Origin of the sequence: Mesorhizobium marinum (assembly GCF_040813675.1) — a bacterium.
Classification (GTDB): domain Bacteria; phylum Pseudomonadota; class Alphaproteobacteria; order Rhizobiales; family Rhizobiaceae; genus Mesorhizobium_K; species Mesorhizobium_K marinum.
In genome coordinates this window covers 17,478-32,305 of the sequence record NZ_JBFOCI010000005.1, presented here as the reverse complement: position 1 = coordinate 32,305, position 14,828 = coordinate 17,478, and the positions used below count along the sequence as shown (strand labels likewise).

Genomic DNA, 14,828 nt, shown 5'->3' with positions numbered 1-14,828 from the left:
CATGGACGCAACCTCACAGGCGACAGTCTGGGCGACCCTGGCGCTGCTCGTCTTCGTCGGCATCGTCATCTACCTGAAGGTTCCGGGCATGATCGCGAAGGCGCTCGACGCGCGCGCGCTCAAGATCCGGGCCGACCTCGACGAGGCAAGCCGCCTGCGCGAGGAAGCCAAGGCGTTGCTCGCCGACTTCCAGAAGAAGCGCAAGGAAGCCGAGCAGGAAGCCGCCGACATCGTCAGCGCGGCCAAGCGCGAGGCCGAGTTGCTGCTCGGCGAGGCGCACAAGAAGACCGAGGACTACGTGACGCGGCGCACCGCGATGGCCGAGCAGAAGATCGCCCAGGCCGAGCGCGAGGCGGTCAACGAAGTGCGCTCGAATGCGGTGGACATCGCCGTCGAGGCCGCGCGCAAGCTGCTTGCCGACAATCCAGAGATCAAGGCCGGCGAAGACCTCTTCAAGTCGTCGCTTGCGGAACTCAAGTCCCGCCTGAACTGAGGACAGCCTGTTCCGATAGAATGAAGCCGCCGCTCAGGCGGCTTTTTCGTTTTCGGGGATCGCGGCGTCGAGGAGGTCCGCCTCGGCTTCTTCACCGGGGATCGCGCCGAGCCTGAAGGGCGAGAACGACATGCGGTGCAGGCGCTGCGCCGGCCCGTGCGCCTCGATCGCCGCCCGATGCCGTTCGGTGGCGTAACCCATGTGGATTTCCAGGCCGTAGCGCTGGTCGGCCTGCCCGCAGCCCAGCATCATGCGGTCGCGCGTCACCTTGGCCACGATGGAGGCCGCGGCGATCGACTGCGAGCGCTGGTCGCCCTTGATCAGCGCCTTGCAGTCGCAGCCGAGCCCGGGCGGCACGTCGCGGCCGTCTGCGAGCGCAAGCCGCGCCGTGACCGGCAGCGCGGCAAGCGCACGGCGCATCGCCTCGAGGCTCGCCTTGCGGATGTCGCTGCGATCGATGCCTTCAGCGCAGACGGACGACACGCCGACCCCGAGCGCGCTCTTCAGGATCGCCGCGAACAGCGCCTCGCGCTGCGTCATCGTCAGCCGTTTGGAATCGTCGAGCCCCTTGGGAATGCGCCGGGGATCGAGCACCACGGCGGCGGCCACGACCGGTCCGGCCAGCGGCCCGCGCCCGGCCTCGTCGAGCCCGGCGACAGGCCACAGCCCGTCCTTGATGGCCTTCTTCTCGAACGCGAAGTCCGGCTTCAGGCCGAGGTCGAAGAGGAGCGGAGAATCGGGACGCGCGCGAGCCATGGTGCGGCGATGCTCGCATCGGTCCCGATTCTCCGCAAGGCCTGCCCGGCCGTTGGGGTGGCGGCCGGGCGGCGCCGTCCTTGGCCGGGGCGGGCTCGGACGGATCACATGCGCCGCCCCAGGGGCGGCGGGCTGGTCAGGTCAGAGCAGGACCAGCTGCTCGTTCTTGCGTTCCGCGGGGACGAACAGGTCGGTCCTGAGCGGCGTGCGCTTGGCATTGAGGCCGAGCCGGCGCGCCGCGATCTCGAAGCGTCGGCCGATCTGCCAGGCATAGGGGCCGGCGCCGCGCATGCGCTTGCCCCATTCCGAATCATAGTCCTTGCCGTCGCGCATCGAGCGCACCAGCGACATCACGTGGCGGTAGCGGTCCGGATAGTGGCGCAACAGCCAGTCCTTGAAGATCGGGCTCACCTCCAGGGGCAGCCGCAGCAGGACGTAGCCGGCGTCGAGCGCACCCGCGGCACGCGCCGCGTCGAGGATTCTCTCGATCTCCTGGTCGGTCAGGCCGGGCACGATCGGCGCCACCATCACCGAGGTGGGGATGCCGGCGTCGCTGAGCTGCCGGATCGCCTCCAGCCGCCTGGTCGGCGTCGACGCGCGCGGCTCCATGGTCCGTGCCAGCATGCGGTCGAGCGTGGTCACCGACAGGGCGACCTTGGCCAGGCCGCGCTCGGCCATGCGCGACAGGATGTCGATGTCGCGCGTCACCAGCGACGATTTCGTGACGATGCCGACGGGATGGTTGCGCTGCTCCAGCACCTCGAGGATCTCGCGCATGATGCGCCAGCGCTTCTCGATGGGCTGGTAGGGGTCGGTGTTGGTGCCGATGGCGATGGTGCGCGGCTGGTAGCCTTCCCTGGACAACTCCCTGTCGAGCAGCTTCGCGGCATCGGGCTTGGCGAACAGCTTCGCCTCGAAATCAAGGCCGGGCGACAGGCCCATATAGGCATGAGTCGGACGGGCGAAGCAGTAGACGCAGCCATGCTCGCATCCCCGATAGGGATTGATCGACCTGTCGAAGGAAATGTCGGGCGACGTGTTGCGGGTGATGATGGTGCGCGGCTTCTCGACCTGAACTTCGGTCTTGAAGGGAGGCAGGTCCTCGAGCGTTTCCCAGCCGTCGTCGAAAACATGGCGCGTGACGGGCTCGAAACGGCCGGTCGGGTTGATGCCGGCCGAGCGGCCACGATTGCGATCGGGGCGAACCCGCATGCCGCTCTGCTCGATCATGGCATTGGCCATTTCCGCTCTCCCGGCTGTGAAAGCAGCAATGTCGGCACGCAGGATCGGTTCCATTCTGGCGCGTTCCCATGGTGTTTCGCGGGGGCGAATCGTTGTTCCCATGAAACTATTCCTATTTCGGAAGCGAGAACAAAGCAAGAACTTTTGCCGAAGCCGGGCACGGAACTGGCACGCGGGCGGGCTTTCCGCTATGCGGCTAACAATGCTGACGGTGGTGATCGAGACGAAAGACGACGAAGAGGGGCTGGCGCGCACGCTGGCGTCGCTGGTCCCGGGCGCCGTCGAAGGCGTGGTGCGCGAGGTGATCGTCTGCGATGTCGGCTCGACCGACCAGACCCATTATGTCGCGGAACATGCCGGCTGCAACTACGTCGCGGGCGGTGCGGCGGACGGGATCGCCAAGGCCAGGGGCGAATGGCTGCTGCTGCTCGAACCCGGTGCGCGGCTGCTGGAAGGCTGGGCCGATTCGGTGATCGCGCATGCGGCGCGCATGACCATGCCGGCGCGGTTTTCCCGCTCGCGCGCCAGCCGCCAGCCATTCCTGTCGCGCGCCTTTTCCAGGCCGACCGCGCTCGCCGAGGGCCTCGTCATTACCCGGCGCCAGGCCACGGCGCTCTGCAAGAGCGCGAAAACGGCGGAAGCCATCGCCCGCGGGCTCGCGACGAAAAGGCTCGACGGCGAGATCGTCGTCGCGCCGACGGGCAAGGCTTAGGCGCTCACCCCGGAGACGCGCCGGGTCAGCCCTTGGCGCCGCGCCTCAGGTGTTCGTCCAGCCGCGGCATGATCTCGACGAAGTTGCAGGGCATGTGCCGGTAGTCGAGCTGCGCTTTCAAGATGCCGTCCCAGGCGTCCTTGCAGGCGCCCGGCGAACCCGGCAACACGAAGACGAAGGTGGCGTTGACGACGCCGCCGGCGGCTCTCGACTGGATCGTGGAGACCCCGATCTTGTCGTAGGAGATGCGGTGAAAGACGGCCGAAAACCCGTCCATGCGCTTCTCGAAGATAGGCTCCAGCGCGTCGGGCGTCACGTCTCGCCCTGTGAAGCCGGTTCCGCCGGTTGTGATCACCACGTCGATCCCGTCGTCGCGCGACCAGCCGAGCACCTTCTCCCGGATCAGGTCGACATCGTCGGTGACGATGGCGCGGTCGACCAGCTGGTGGCCGGCCTCGGCGATGCGGTCGGCCAGCACCTGGCCGGACCTGTCGTCGGCGAGGCTTCGCGTATCGGAGACGGTGAGAACCGCGATGCCGACCGGGATGAACGGACGCGTCTCGTCAGGCTTGCCCATGCGCGTCCCCGGAAGGCGTGCTGCGCGTCGCCGCGACGAACCAGCCCGGATGGCGGCTGCGGATGGCAGCGGCGGCGCGCTTGGCGACGTTGCCGGTCTCGAACAGGCCGAAACAGGTGGCGCCGGAGCCGGACATGCGCGCAAAGCCGGCGCCAGCCCGTTCGAGCGCGGCGCGCGCCGCGCCGACGGACGGCTCGATCGACTGCGCCGGACCCTCTAGGTCGTTGCGTGTCGTCTCCAGCCAGTTGCGGATGGTGTGGAAATCGAAATGCCGGGGCAGCGGCGGCAAGCTGGCGTTCTCCCGCTGCGACAGCGCCGCAAAGACCGCGGGCGTGGCGATGCCGACGCCGGGGTTGACCAGCACCAGTCCGAGCGGCGGAAAGCCGTCGACGGTCGACAGGTCTTCGCCGGCGCCCCGGGCGACCAGCGGCCTGGCCGCGAGGCACATCGGCAGGTCGGCGCCGAGCGCAGCGCCGATGCGCAGGAGCGCGTCGTGCCCGATATCGAGGTTCCAGAACCTGACGAGGGCGCGCAGCGTCGCCGCAGCGTCGCTCGAGCCGCCGCCGATGCCCGAGGCCATCGGCAGGTTTTTCTCCAGCCGGATGGCGACAGGCGGCGTCGCCATGCCGGGCGCAGCGGCACGCAGCGCGTCGCGGGCTTTCAGGACGAGGTTGGTCTCGTCCGCCGGGACGCCGGGCGCATAGGGGCCGGAAACCGTCAGGGAATCCTGTTGGTCAGCCCGCAGTTCGATGCGGTCGCCGAACCGCGTGAAGACAGCCAGGCTTTCGAGCAGGTGATAGCCGTCGGCGCGCCGCCCCGTGATGTGGAGCGCGAGATTGATCTTGGCGGGCGCAAATTCCACGCACGCCGCGGTATCCTGCAGCACGTCCGAAAGGATAGGGGTCAGTCCTTCGCCAGGCGGTATTCGCCGGTGTTCGGATCCTTGACCAGCGTGCCGTTTGCCCCGGTCGCTGCCTGTTTTTCGGCGCGGCGGACCTTGGCGGTCACGCGCTCGGCCTCGCGCACGAAGTGCCGGTAACCGAAATAGGCGGTGAGGCCGACAAGGGCGAAAAAGATGATCTGCGGCATGTGCTCACTCCGTCCCCAGAAGGCGGCGCTTTTAAGGCGCTTGCCGGGCAGGGCAGGACCGCATGATAGCCGCCCCCGGCCGAAAACTCAAAGGCCGAAACGCGACCACAGCGCGCGTTCCTCGGCCGCGTCGAAGAGCCCGCCGGCGGCGTCTGCCGCGAGATCGGACGGCGCGCGGCCGCCGAGGAAGCCGAGGCGGCGGGCGAAGAAGCCGCGCGGCGGCGAAACCACCTGGAGCCGGGTCTTCGGGCCGAAGCGATCCTTGAGCACCTGGCGCATGTCGCCGAGCGCATCGACGAGCCCGAGTTCAAGCCCCTTCTTGCCGGTCCAGAACAGGCCGGTGAACAGGTCCGGATCGTCCTTGAGGCGGCTCCCGCGCCGGTCCTTGACGAGATCGATGAAGGTCTCGTGCACCTCGAGTTGCAGCGCCTTCAGCCGCTCCACGTCCTCCTTCTTCTCGGGGCGGAACGGGTCGAGCACGGCCTTGTTCTTGCCGGCGGTGTAGATGCGCCGCTCGACGCCCACTTTCTTCAAGAGGTCGGTGAAACCGAAGGAAGCCGAGACGACGCCGATCGAGCCGACGATCGACGAGGGGTCGGCGATGATCTCGTCGCCGGCCACCGCGATCATGTAGCCGCCGGAGGCGGCGACGTCCTCGACGAAGACCAGCACCGTCTTGTTCTTCTCGGCTGCCAGGTCTCGGATGCGCTTGTAGATAAGCCGCGACTGCACCGGCGAGCCGCCGGGCGAATTGATGGAGATGGCGACCGCCGGCGCGTCGGCATGGCTGAACGCCTTCTCGATGACGCCGGCCGTGGCGGCGAGCGACAGCGTGGGCCTGAACTGGGAGCCGCCTGCCATGATCGCGCCGTGCAGGCGGATGACCGGGATCGTGACCGCCTCCGAACGCATCGATTTCGGCAGCAGGCGGTTCAGGAATCGTCTCACTGAATGGATTCTCCCGGAGTGGTGTCGCAATCCATGTAGGCATTCGCGCACCGCGTGCAATGCCGTGCCCGCCTCAATCGCCGAAAAGCGACGCCCGGCCGTTGTTGATGGCGTCCGCGCGCGCCGAAAAGCCGTCGCCGGGGCCGTCGTGCAGCACGAGCGGCGGAACGAGAGACAGCGCGCCGCGCGAGGCGCGCCGCGCGCGCACCACGACGCGGATCGCCGCCGAGCCGGCGCGTGCGTGGACGGGCAGGATTTCCGCCGAGCCGAAGCGGCCTGCAAGCGCGGCGAGGATCGGCGGCAGCGAGGGCGGTCGCGCGATGACGGCCAGCCAGCCGCGCGGGCGCACCACCGCCGCGGCGCTCCTGATCCACTTTTCGAAGAGCCCGTCCTCCATGACATGCGCCATCTGCTTCAGCGCATCGGGGGAGGGGCGGTCGCGGGCGGCGTTGAAGGGCGGGTTCATGATGACGAAGTCAAAGGCGCCATCGGCGAGCCCGGCCTTCGCGCGGGCACGCCCGGCCAGCGTCACGTCGGCGACGAGCAGCGACGCGCGCCCCGCGAGATGGGCGTTGGTCGGGTGATCGAGGGTCAGCCTGGCGAAATGCGCCATCTGCGGCGCCGCTTCGACCAGCAGGACTTCCGCCCGCGGGCAGCGCGACGCCACCGCCAGGCCGGCCGCGCCCGCCCCGGCGCCGAAGTCGGCGAGCCGGCCGGCGAAGGCTGAGGGCACGGAAGCGGCCAGCATCATCGCGTCGACGCCGGCGCGGTGGCCGGCACCCTTCGGCTGGACCAGGTGAAAATCGCCGCGATGGAACGCGTCGAGCGTCTGGGCGGAGACAGCCTCGGCCATCGGGCGGACCGTCAGCCTTCGCGGATTTCGTTGGCGATGCCGGCGTCGGCGAGGATGCGGCGGGCCTCCTCGAGGTCTTCGTCGAGCACCAGCACGCGCCGCGGCAGGATGCCGATCGACCCGTCGAGCACGCTCATGTTCTGGTCGGCGACGAGCGACTCGATGCCGGCGTCCTTCAAGAGCGACTCGACGAACGAGATGACGACGGCGTCGTTGGTGCGGATCAGTTCTTTCATCGCGTGAAATTCGCAGCTTGCCGGGCGGATGTAAACGCGCGGCCGCCAGCCGCGCCAATTCGCCTCTTGCCGCTTATGGCCATGGCCCCCTAGATTCGCTAAAGCTTTCCGCACAATGGCGGAATTTCGGACGGAGAAACCGGTGGGCGTTGTTCTCAACCTCGAAGGCGGCAAGCGTGAGCAGGCGTCGATCGCCGAGCTGATCGCGTTGACCTCGGCCGATCTCGGCCGCGTCAACGAGCTGATCCTTTCGAAGGCCGGTTCCGACGTCGAGATGATCCCGGAAGTCGCCAACCACCTGATCTCGTCCGGCGGCAAGCGCCTGCGGCCGATGGTGACGCTCGCCGCGGCGCAGATGTTCGGCTATGCCGGCGACGGACACGTCAAGCTGGCGACCAGCGTCGAGTTCATGCACACGGCGACGCTGCTGCACGACGACGTGGTCGATGAGAGCGACATGCGCCGCGGACGCAAGACGGCGCGCATGATCTGGGGCAACCAGGCGAGCGTGCTGGTCGGCGACTTCCTGCTCGGCCAGGCGTTCCGGATGATGGTGGAAGTGGGCTCGCTCGACGCCCTCGACATCCTGTCGACCGCCGCCTCGATCATCGCCGAAGGCGAGGTGATGCAGCTTGCCGCGGCGAAGAACCTGGAGACCACCGAGGACGAGCACTTCGCCGTCATCAAGGCGAAGACGGCGGCGCTGTTCTCGGCGGCTGCCGAGGTCGGGCCGGTCATCGCCGGCGCGTCGCGCAACGACCGCGCGGCACTGCGCTCCTACGGCATGAATCTCGGCCTCGCCTTCCAGCTGATCGACGACGCGCTCGACTACGGCGGATCGAGCAAGGACCTCGGCAAGAACGTCGGCGACGACTTCCGCGAGGGCAAGGTGACGCTGCCCGTGATCCTCGCCTACCGGCGCGGCACCCAGGCCGAGCGCAAGTTCTGGAAGGCGGCCATCGAGGACAACCGCACCGACGACGAATCGCTGGAAAAGGCGATCGGCCTGATGGCCAGGCACGGCGCGATCTCCGACACGATCGGGCGCGCGGGCCATTTCGGCGGCATCGCCCGCGACGCGCTGGCCCCGCTGGACGAGACGCCGCAGAAGGCGGCGCTGCTCGACGTGATCGACTTCTGCATCAGCCGCGTGGTCTGACTGCAGGGCCCGTGCGGGTGACCGCAACGTGAAGGGCAGCGGATTGAACGCCGACCCGAAAAAGGCCATGCTTTGGGCGAAGATCGCCGGGATGCCGGTGCGAATCCAGACGCGGCCCTCTCGCCCATGCGCCGGGCCGCGACCGTGGAAAGGAAGACGATGCAGCTAAGAGCGGGACGCTGGCTTGTCGGGCTGGCCGCGACGACCGGACTAGTGCTTTCGATGTCCGGCGCGGCGGCGATCGCCTCGCAAAAGTCCGCTCCGGTGGAGGTCAATTCCTTCTCCGGCGCCTATCTGGCGGCGCGCATCGCGGAAATCGACAACAATCTCGAAGACGCCATCGTTTTCTACAAGCGGGCGCTGACCTTCGATCCCGACAACCAGCCGCTGCAGCAGAGCCTGATGCTGGCGCTGGTCGCGGAAGGGCGCTTCGCCGAATCGCTGCCCTACGCGCAGAAGCTGAAGTCGGTTCCGGATGTAGAGCGGCTCGCCCGGCTCGCGCTCGCCATCGACGCCTTCCGCAAGCGCGACTACCGCGCGGCCGAGAACCAGCTCACCTTCACCGAGGAATCCGATCTCGACGGGCTGATCGCCAAGGTGATGATCGCCTGGGCCAAGCTCGGCGAGGGCGACAAGGCCGGCGCCATGGCGACGCTCGACGACCTCTCCGGGCCGGACTGGTACGGGCTCTTCGTTTCCTACGCCAAGGGCCTGGTCGCGGAGCAGGCCGGCCGCCGGGAAGAGGCGGACGCCGCCTACCGGTCCGCTGTGGACGGCGTCGCCGCGGGCGGCGCGGCGCCCGACACCTGGCTTCGCGCCGCCGAGGCCTATGCCGGCTTCCTGGCGCGCGGAGGCAAGAAGGACGCCGCCCTCGCAGTGCTCGACAAGGCCGAAGAGTTTGCGTCCGGCCGGCTGCCGCTGATCGACCTTCGTGACCGCATCATGAAGGGACAAGCCGTGACGCCGATCGTGGCGACGCCGGCGCAGGGCGCCAGCGAGCACCTTCTTGCGCTCGCCAGCGCGCTCAACCGTGGCGGCGGCGAGGCGTTCGTGCGGCTTTACCTGCAGTTCGCGCTGGCGCTGCGGCCCGACAGCGACCAGGTGCTGGTCCAGCTCGCCGGCGTCGCCGAGCAGCAACAGGACGCCGCCCGCGCCATCGAACTCTACCGGAGCGTTCCCCCGAAGTCGCCGCTGCGGCGGATATCGCAGCTGCAGCTCGGCCTGAATCTCGCCGACATGGACCGCCGCGACGAGGCCATCCGCCAGCTGCAGGCGCTGGTCGACGAGAATCCCGACGACATGCGCGGCTACCTGGCGCTCGGCGGCGTCTACGCGTCCAAGGAAGACTTTGCCGGCGCGGCCAAGGTCTTCGACAGGGCGGTCAAGCGCATCGAATCGAAGGTGATCGCGATCCCCAACGATCCGCGCGCCGCCGCCAACTGGAACATCTACTACCAGCGCGGCATCGCCTATGAGCGGCTGAAGCAATGGCCCAAGGCGGAGCCGAACTTCCGCAAGGCGCTGGAACTCTTCCCCAACCAGCCCCAGGTGCTCAACTATCTCGGCTATTCGTGGATCGACATGAACATGAACCTCGAAGAGGGCATGGACATGATCCGCAAGGCGGTCGAGCTGCGCCCGAGCGACGGCTACATCGTCGATTCGCTCGGCTGGGCGCACTACCGGCTCGGCGAGTTCGAGGAGGCCGTGCGCGAACTCGAGCGCGCCGTTTCGCTGAAGCCTGACGATCCGGTCTTGAACGACCATCTCGGCGACGCCTACTGGCGCGTCGGCCGCCGGCTGGAGGCCACATTCCAGTGGAGCCATGCGCGCGACATGGAGCCGGAACCCAACGTTCTGGCCGAAGTCGAGAAGAAGCTGAAGGAAGGCCTGCCGCCGCTGGACGACAAGTCGGTCGCCGGCCCGACGCCCGCTACGCCGGCGCCGGCCGTCCAACCGGAGCCAGAACAGGCGCCGGCGGAGCAGCGTTCCGAGGCCGCGCCGGATGCCGCCGCGCCGAAGCCGGCCGTCTACAGGGTCGCGCCCGGGCAGTCGCTGTGGTCGATCGCCGTCGACAAGCTCGGCAACGGCAACCGGTACATCGAGATCCTCGACCTCAATCCCCATCTGCTCGGCGATCCCGGCAGGCTGATGCCCGGCCAGGAACTGACGCTGCCGCCCGCCGGCCACTGACGTACCGTCGCCAACTTGACGCTCTACCGGTCGCGGACTAGGACGTGCGGCACGTCCGCGACCCGCGCCCGAGGTTCCCTTGCCAGTTGAACTTGCCGCCCACATGCGCCCCGAACGGTCCTTCCAGGGGCTGATCCTGACGCTGCACAACTATTGGGCCGACAAGGGCTGCGTCATCCTGCAGCCCTACGACATGGAGGTCGGCGCCGGCACTTTCCATCCGGCGACCACGCTGCGCGCGCTCGGGCCGAGGCGCTGGAACGCGGCCTATGTCCAGCCTTCGCGCCGGCCCAAGGACGGCCGCTACGGCGAGAACCCCAACCGCCTGCAGCACTATTACCAGTACCAGGTGATCCTGAAGCCCAACCCGCCGAACCTGCAGGAGCTCTATCTCGGCTCGCTCGAGGCGATCGGCGTCGATCCGCTGCTGCACGATATCCGCTTCGTCGAGGACGACTGGGAAAGCCCGACGCTGGGCGCCTGGGGGCTCGGCTGGGAATGCTGGTGCGACGGCATGGAAGTCTCGCAGTTCACCTATTTCCAGCAGGTCTGCGGCATCGAATGCGCGCCGGTGTCGGGCGAACTGACCTACGGTCTGGAGCGCCTCGCCATGTACGTCCAGGGCGTCGACAATGTCTACGACCTGAACTTCAACGGGCTGGAAGGCGCCGACAAGGTCACTTATGGCGAGGTCTTCCTGCAAGCCGAGCAGGAATATTCGCGCCACAACTTCGAGCATGCCGATACGGCGATGCTGCTTCGCCATTTCGACGATGCGGAGAAGGAATGCAAGGCGCTGCTCGCCGCCGGCGCCCCGGCCGAGGGCGGCGATCCCGCCCGCCACAAGATGGTGCTGCCGGCCTATGACCAGGCGATCAAGGCGAGCCACGTCTTCAACCTGCTCGACGCGCGCGGCGTGATCTCGGTGACGGAGCGCCAGAGCTACATCCTACGCGTTCGCAACCTAGCGAAAGCCTGCGGCGAAGCCTTCCTGTTGACGGAAGCCGGCGGGCTCGCAGCCTGAGCGGAGCCCGCGGCGGGGTCGGGCCANAGACGCCGCAACCTGGTCGAGCGCTTCTTCTGCAAGATCAAGCAGTTCCGGCGCATCGCCACTCGCTTCGAAAAGCACGCCACGAACTTCCTCGCCGCTGTCGCACTCGCTTCGGCTAGACTCTGGATGCGTTCAGTTGAGTCCACGCCCTAGCGCGGGTCCGACCAGGCCAGGGTCTGCGTGGCGGACCGGTTCTCGACCTGGTTGGTGAAGACTTCAAGCGTCTGCAGCGCCTTGCGGGTGCCGGGCATGCCGGTGACGGAAGCCGGGTGGAACTGCGCCGCGAAACAGGCAGCCAGCGCGGCGATCTGGACATAGGTGGATATCGTTTTCATGGCCGTAGGCCTTCCTTTCGATATCCCTTGGTCGCGCCGACAGCCGATTTGGTTCACGCAGGAATTGCGCCTTGCTAGGCGCCGACCGATCGTTCCGGAATGGAGGCGGCGGCCTCGGCGCCGCATGAACCGGGCTACAGCGCGTACGGCACCCTGATCCCGGGTGAATCGTGGCCGAAATTCTTGGGGTTGCGGGTGACCAGAAGCGCGGAGTGCATCTCCGCGGAAGCCCAGACGATGGCGTCGGGCAGGCGAACGCCATGCTCGCGCCGGAGTCTTACGGCGCGGTCGGCGACCTTGTCGTCAAGCGGGATGACCTCAAACGAGTTGAGATAGTCGCGCGTGCTTGTTTCGACATCCGCGTCCGCGCCGACCATAACCTCCATCCAAGTGACAATACTGATCGATTTGCCGCCATACCGCGCGATCTCGTCACGGGCCTGCGGGATGCCATTCAGGAAGTCGATCAGGATGTTGGTGTCGAAGAGGGCTTTCACCATTCGCTTCTGACGCGCTCCTGATATTCCAGGCCGTCGACGGCGCGCGCGCGCCAGAGGCCGAACGCGCCATCGGCGTTTTCCGCGTTGCGGGCATCGAGGTATTCGCGCACGGCGTGACGGATGAGCGCGGCGCGCGACTTCTTCTGCCGCCGCGCCAGTTCATCGAGCCGTTCGATCTGCTGTTCTTCGATGTCGATCAGGGCGCGCATCGTTCAATCCATATGTGATATCGATATCATATATCAATGACTTCGACCCTGCACAAGCATGCGGGGCGTGACAATGAGGGCGAGGCTTGATAGGGCGGGCGCGCATCAGGAAATAGCCATGCCCGACCTTCTGCTCGAACTCCGCTCCGAGGAAATCCCTGCGCGAATGCAGAGGAAAGCCGCCAGCGACCTGAAGAAGATGGTGACCGACGGCCTCGTCGAGGCCGGGCTGACCTACGAAGCCGCGCGCGAATACTGGTCACCGCGCCGCCTGACGCTGGACCTGCGCGGCGTCACCGCCCGCTCGAAGGACGTCCGCGAGGAGATCAAGGGACCCTCGACCAAGGCGCCGCCTCAGGCGGTCGAGGGCTTTTTGCGCAAGGCCGGCCTGTCGGACACAAGCCAGGCCCATGTCCATTCCGATCCCAAGAAGGGCGATTTCTACGTCGCCCACATCGCGAAGCCGGGCAGGGCGGCCGAGGAGATCATCGCCGACCTCGTGCCCGGCATCATCCGCGCCTTCCCCTGGCCGAAATCGATGCGCTGGGGGCCGGCTTCAGGACCGAAGGGCCTGCGCTATGGCGCGACCGAGGGACGTGGTGGCGAGACCCTGCGCTGGGTGCGCCCGCTGCAATCCATCGTCTGCACCTTCGGCCCCGAGACCGAGGAGCCCGTCGTCGTCGATTTTGAGGTCGACGGCATCCGCTCGGGCAACGTCACCTATGGCCATCGTTTTCATGCGCCAGGCGCGATCACGGTTCGGCGCTTCGACGACTATGCGGCGAAGCTCGAGGCAGCCAGGGTGATCGTCGATGCCGACCGGCGCAAGGAAATCATCCTCGCCGACGCGAAGAACCTCGCCTTCGCCAACGGGCTCGACCTGGTCGAGGACGAGGGACTGCTGGAAGAGGTCTCGGGCCTGGTCGAATGGCCGGTCGTTCTGCTCGGCACCTTCGAGGAGGATTTTCTGTCCATTCCGGCCGAGGTCATCCGGCTGACTATCCGCGCCAACCAGAAGTGTTTCGTCACGCGGCCGCAGGGCGCGGCTGATGCGCTCTCCAACCGCTTTGTCGTCACCGCCAACATCGAGGCGAAGGACGGCGGCAAGGAGATCGCCCACGGTAACGGCAAGGTGGTGCGCGCGCGCCTCTCCGACGCGCTCTATTTCTGGAAGACCGACCAGGCCGACCTGCCCGACCTCGACACGCTCAAGGCGTCGGCGGAGAAGTTCGGGCTCGACCTGAAGAAGCCGCTCGACCAGCGCATGGCGCGCCTCGACAGGCTCGGCGTCACCTTCCATGCCAAGCTCGGCACGCAGGGCGAGCGCGTGACGCGCTTCGCGCAGCTGGCCGAGGATCTCGCGCCGCTCGTCGGCGCCGACCCGGCGCTGGCGCGCCGCGCCGCCGTTCTCGCCAAGGCCGACCTGCAGACCGAAGTGGTTGGCGAGTTTCCCGAACTGCAGGGCGCTATGGGACGGAAATACGCGGCCCTGCAGGGTGAGCATCCGTCTGTCGCGGCGGCGCTCGAGGAACATTACAAGCCGCAGGGACCGTCCGACCGCGTGCCGACCGACCCGGTTTCGGTCGCCGTCGCGCTGGCCGACAAGCTCGATACGCTGACCGGCTTCTGGGCGATTGATGAAAAGCCGACCGGCTCCAAGGATCCCTACGCCTTGCGCCGCGCGGCGCTTGGCCTCGTCCGCATCGTGCTGGAGAACGAACTCAATTTCTCCATCGATCCGCTCAACGACGTTCAGGTGCTGCGCCACCAGGTCGGGCCGTCGGCGGCCGCGCCGCAGAAGCTGAACGCGATCCTCTCGGCGGCCGCCAAGGGCGGCTTGTTCGGCGACGGCGCCCGTGCTCTGGTCGCCGACACGAAGGCGGACGCCCCGGACTGGCTGCCGCTGGTCGAGAACCACGATCCGGCGATCAGCGACGACCTGCGCGCCTTCCTGCAGGATCGCCTCAAGGTCTATCTGCGCGACAGCGGCAAGCGCCACGACATCATCGATGCCGTCATGACGCCGGAGGCCTGCAACCTGCTCGCCATTGTGCGCCGGGTCGAGGCGTTGGGCTCCTTCCTCGACAGCGAGGACGGCAAGAACCTGCTCGCCGGCACGAAGCGTGCGGCGAACATTCTCGCGGCCGAAGAGAAGAAGGGCACGGTGGTCGCCGATGCTGTCGATCCGGCACTCTTCCGCACCGATGAAGAGAGGGCGCTCGACGCCGCGGTGAATCAAGCCGAGAGGGAAGCCGGCCAAGCGATTCAGAACGAAGACTTTTCCGGTGCCATGAAGGCGCTTAGCGCGTTGCGTGAACCGGTTGATTCATTCTTTGAAGGCGTTCTCGTGAATGATGAGGACGCTGGCGTGCGCGCCAACCGGCTGGCGCTGCTCGCCCGCATCCGCGCGGCCACGTCGCAGGTCGCCGACTTCTCGAAGATCGCCGGTTAGGGGCTCTCCCGGACGGGCCTTTT

Annotated in this window: 17 protein-coding genes and 1 pseudogene; 7 read left to right on the top strand and 11 right to left on the bottom strand. The window is 67.5% G+C overall.

Features of this window, described 5'->3' with window-relative positions:
- The first annotated feature begins 1 nt into the window (after position 1).
- On the top strand, positions 2 to 493 hold the full coding sequence (locus ABUE31_RS16015) for a F0F1 ATP synthase subunit B (RefSeq protein ID WP_367724680.1): 492 nt from the start codon (positions 2 to 4) through the stop codon (positions 491 to 493).
- 33 nt (positions 494 to 526) lie between these two features.
- Here the strand turns inward: ABUE31_RS16015 and rnhB are convergent, their stop codons facing one another.
- Both rnhB and ABUE31_RS16005 read right to left on the bottom strand, forming a co-directional pair.
- On the bottom strand, positions 527 to 1,249 hold the full coding sequence (gene rnhB / locus ABUE31_RS16010) for a ribonuclease HII (RefSeq protein ID WP_367724679.1): 723 nt from the start codon (positions 1,247 to 1,249) through the stop codon (positions 527 to 529).
- A gap of 141 nt (positions 1,250 to 1,390) precedes the next feature.
- Positions 1,391 to 2,545 (bottom strand): PA0069 family radical SAM protein, encoded by a 1,155-nt coding sequence (locus ABUE31_RS16005; RefSeq protein WP_367724678.1) that lies wholly within the window; start codon positions 2,543 to 2,545, stop codon positions 1,391 to 1,393.
- Between the two features lie 148 nt (positions 2,546 to 2,693).
- On the opposite strand from ABUE31_RS16005, the gene ABUE31_RS16000 reads away from it, so the two are divergent.
- On the top strand, positions 2,694 to 3,203 hold the full coding sequence (locus ABUE31_RS16000) for a glycosyltransferase family 2 protein (RefSeq protein ID WP_367725030.1): 510 nt from the start codon (positions 2,694 to 2,696) through the stop codon (positions 3,201 to 3,203).
- 25 nt (positions 3,204 to 3,228) lie between these two features.
- On the opposite strand, the gene moaB is transcribed toward ABUE31_RS16000, so the two are convergent.
- From moaB to ABUE31_RS15970, 6 genes are all read right to left on the bottom strand, one after another.
- Positions 3,229 to 3,780 carry a molybdenum cofactor biosynthesis protein B gene (moaB, locus tag ABUE31_RS15995; RefSeq protein WP_367724677.1) on the bottom strand — a complete coding sequence of 184 codons (552 nt, stop codon included), beginning with the start codon at positions 3,778 to 3,780 and terminating at the stop codon, positions 3,229 to 3,231.
- Positions 3,767 to 4,642 (bottom strand): 4-(cytidine 5'-diphospho)-2-C-methyl-D-erythritol kinase, encoded by an 876-nt coding sequence (locus ABUE31_RS15990; protein ID WP_367724676.1) that lies wholly within the window; start codon positions 4,640 to 4,642, stop codon positions 3,767 to 3,769. Before ABUE31_RS15990 ends, moaB begins: the two co-directional genes overlap by 14 nt.
- 41 nt (positions 4,643 to 4,683) lie before the next feature.
- Positions 4,684 to 4,869, bottom strand: coding sequence for a hypothetical protein (locus ABUE31_RS15985; RefSeq protein WP_367724675.1), 186 nt, complete (start codon positions 4,867 to 4,869; stop codon positions 4,684 to 4,686).
- A gap of 87 nt (positions 4,870 to 4,956) precedes the next feature.
- Positions 4,957 to 5,817 carry a S49 family peptidase gene (locus tag ABUE31_RS15980; RefSeq protein ID WP_367724674.1) on the bottom strand — a complete coding sequence of 287 codons (861 nt, stop codon included), beginning with the start codon at positions 5,815 to 5,817 and terminating at the stop codon, positions 4,957 to 4,959.
- Positions 5,818 to 5,890: 73 nt separating this feature from the next.
- Positions 5,891 to 6,670 (bottom strand): tRNA1(Val) (adenine(37)-N6)-methyltransferase, encoded by a 780-nt coding sequence (locus ABUE31_RS15975; RefSeq protein WP_367724673.1) that lies wholly within the window; start codon positions 6,668 to 6,670, stop codon positions 5,891 to 5,893.
- An 11-nt stretch (positions 6,671 to 6,681) separates the two neighbouring features.
- Complete coding sequence (locus ABUE31_RS15970) at positions 6,682 to 6,906, bottom strand: putative signal transducing protein (protein ID WP_367724672.1); 225 nt, start codon at positions 6,904 to 6,906, stop codon at positions 6,682 to 6,684.
- 142 nt (positions 6,907 to 7,048) lie between these two features.
- On the opposite strand from ABUE31_RS15970, the gene ABUE31_RS15965 reads away from it, so the two are divergent.
- The 4 genes and pseudogenes from ABUE31_RS15965 to ABUE31_RS15950 all read left to right on the top strand — a co-directional run.
- Positions 7,049 to 8,065 (top strand): polyprenyl synthetase family protein, encoded by a 1,017-nt coding sequence (locus ABUE31_RS15965; RefSeq protein WP_367724671.1) that lies wholly within the window; start codon positions 7,049 to 7,051, stop codon positions 8,063 to 8,065.
- Positions 8,066 to 8,224: 159 nt separating this feature from the next.
- The gene (locus ABUE31_RS15960; protein ID WP_367724670.1) at positions 8,225 to 10,258 is read left to right on the top strand and encodes a tetratricopeptide repeat protein; all 2,034 of its coding nucleotides are present in this window, start codon (positions 8,225 to 8,227) and stop codon (positions 10,256 to 10,258) included.
- A gap of 103 nt (positions 10,259 to 10,361) precedes the next feature.
- Positions 10,362 to 11,282, top strand: coding sequence for a glycine--tRNA ligase subunit alpha (locus tag ABUE31_RS15955; protein ID WP_437344142.1), 921 nt, complete (start codon positions 10,362 to 10,364; stop codon positions 11,280 to 11,282).
- A 27-nt stretch (positions 11,283 to 11,309) separates the two neighbouring features.
- Positions 11,310 to 11,462, top strand: a pseudogene (locus tag ABUE31_RS15950) (IS5/IS1182 family transposase); the annotation flags it as partial.
- On the opposite strand, the gene ABUE31_RS15945 reads toward ABUE31_RS15950, so the two are convergent.
- From ABUE31_RS15945 to ABUE31_RS15935, 3 genes are all read right to left on the bottom strand, one after another.
- Positions 11,459 to 11,644: a hypothetical protein gene (locus ABUE31_RS15945; RefSeq protein ID WP_367724668.1), complete on the bottom strand. Its 186-nt coding sequence runs from the start codon at positions 11,642 to 11,644 to the stop codon at positions 11,459 to 11,461. The pseudogene ABUE31_RS15950 and the gene ABUE31_RS15945 overlap by 4 nt on opposite strands.
- A gap of 134 nt (positions 11,645 to 11,778) precedes the next feature.
- Complete coding sequence (locus ABUE31_RS15940) at positions 11,779 to 12,144, bottom strand: type II toxin-antitoxin system VapC family toxin (RefSeq protein WP_367724667.1); 366 nt, start codon at positions 12,142 to 12,144, stop codon at positions 11,779 to 11,781.
- Positions 12,138 to 12,353, bottom strand: a complete 216-nt coding sequence (locus ABUE31_RS15935; RefSeq protein WP_367724666.1) for a ribbon-helix-helix protein, CopG family — start codon at positions 12,351 to 12,353, stop codon at positions 12,138 to 12,140. Before ABUE31_RS15935 ends, ABUE31_RS15940 begins: the two co-directional genes overlap by 7 nt.
- A 118-nt stretch (positions 12,354 to 12,471) precedes the next feature.
- Here ABUE31_RS15935 and glyS point away from each other — a divergent pair, with 118 nt between their 5' ends.
- On the top strand, positions 12,472 to 14,805 hold the full coding sequence (gene glyS, locus ABUE31_RS15930; protein WP_367724665.1) for a glycine--tRNA ligase subunit beta: 2,334 nt from the start codon (positions 12,472 to 12,474) through the stop codon (positions 14,803 to 14,805).
- Positions 14,806 to 14,828 lie beyond the last annotated feature (23 nt).

Coding starts and splice junctions, on each gene's coding strand:
- ABUE31_RS16015 (WP_367724680.1), top strand. CDS start 2: ATGGACGCAACCTCACAGGCGACAGTCTGGGCGACCCTGGCGCTGCTC.
- rnhB (WP_367724679.1), bottom strand. CDS start 1,249: ATGGCTCGCGCGCGTCCCGATTCTCCGCTCCTCTTCGACCTCGGCCTG.
- ABUE31_RS16005 (WP_367724678.1), bottom strand. CDS start 2,545: ATGGAACCGATCCTGCGTGCCGACATTGCTGCTTTCACAGCCGGGAGA.
- ABUE31_RS16000 (WP_367725030.1), top strand. CDS start 2,694: ATGCTGACGGTGGTGATCGAGACGAAAGACGACGAAGAGGGGCTGGCG.
- moaB (WP_367724677.1), bottom strand. CDS start 3,780: ATGGGCAAGCCTGACGAGACGCGTCCGTTCATCCCGGTCGGCATCGCG.
- ABUE31_RS15985 (WP_367724675.1), bottom strand. CDS start 4,869: ATGCCGCAGATCATCTTTTTCGCCCTTGTCGGCCTCACCGCCTATTTC.
- ABUE31_RS15975 (WP_367724673.1), bottom strand. CDS start 6,670: ATGGCCGAGGCTGTCTCCGCCCAGACGCTCGACGCGTTCCATCGCGGC.
- ABUE31_RS15970 (WP_367724672.1), bottom strand. CDS start 6,906: ATGAAAGAACTGATCCGCACCAACGACGCCGTCGTCATCTCGTTCGTC.
- ABUE31_RS15960 (WP_367724670.1), top strand. CDS start 8,225: ATGCAGCTAAGAGCGGGACGCTGGCTTGTCGGGCTGGCCGCGACGACC.
- ABUE31_RS15955 (WP_437344142.1), top strand. CDS start 10,362: ATGCGCCCCGAACGGTCCTTCCAGGGGCTGATCCTGACGCTGCACAAC.
- ABUE31_RS15945 (WP_367724668.1), bottom strand. CDS start 11,644: ATGAAAACGATATCCACCTATGTCCAGATCGCCGCGCTGGCTGCCTGT.
- ABUE31_RS15940 (WP_367724667.1), bottom strand. CDS start 12,144: ATGGTGAAAGCCCTCTTCGACACCAACATCCTGATCGACTTCCTGAAT.
- ABUE31_RS15935 (WP_367724666.1), bottom strand. CDS start 12,353: ATGCGCGCCCTGATCGACATCGAAGAACAGCAGATCGAACGGCTCGAT.
- glyS (WP_367724665.1), top strand. CDS start 12,472: ATGCCCGACCTTCTGCTCGAACTCCGCTCCGAGGAAATCCCTGCGCGA.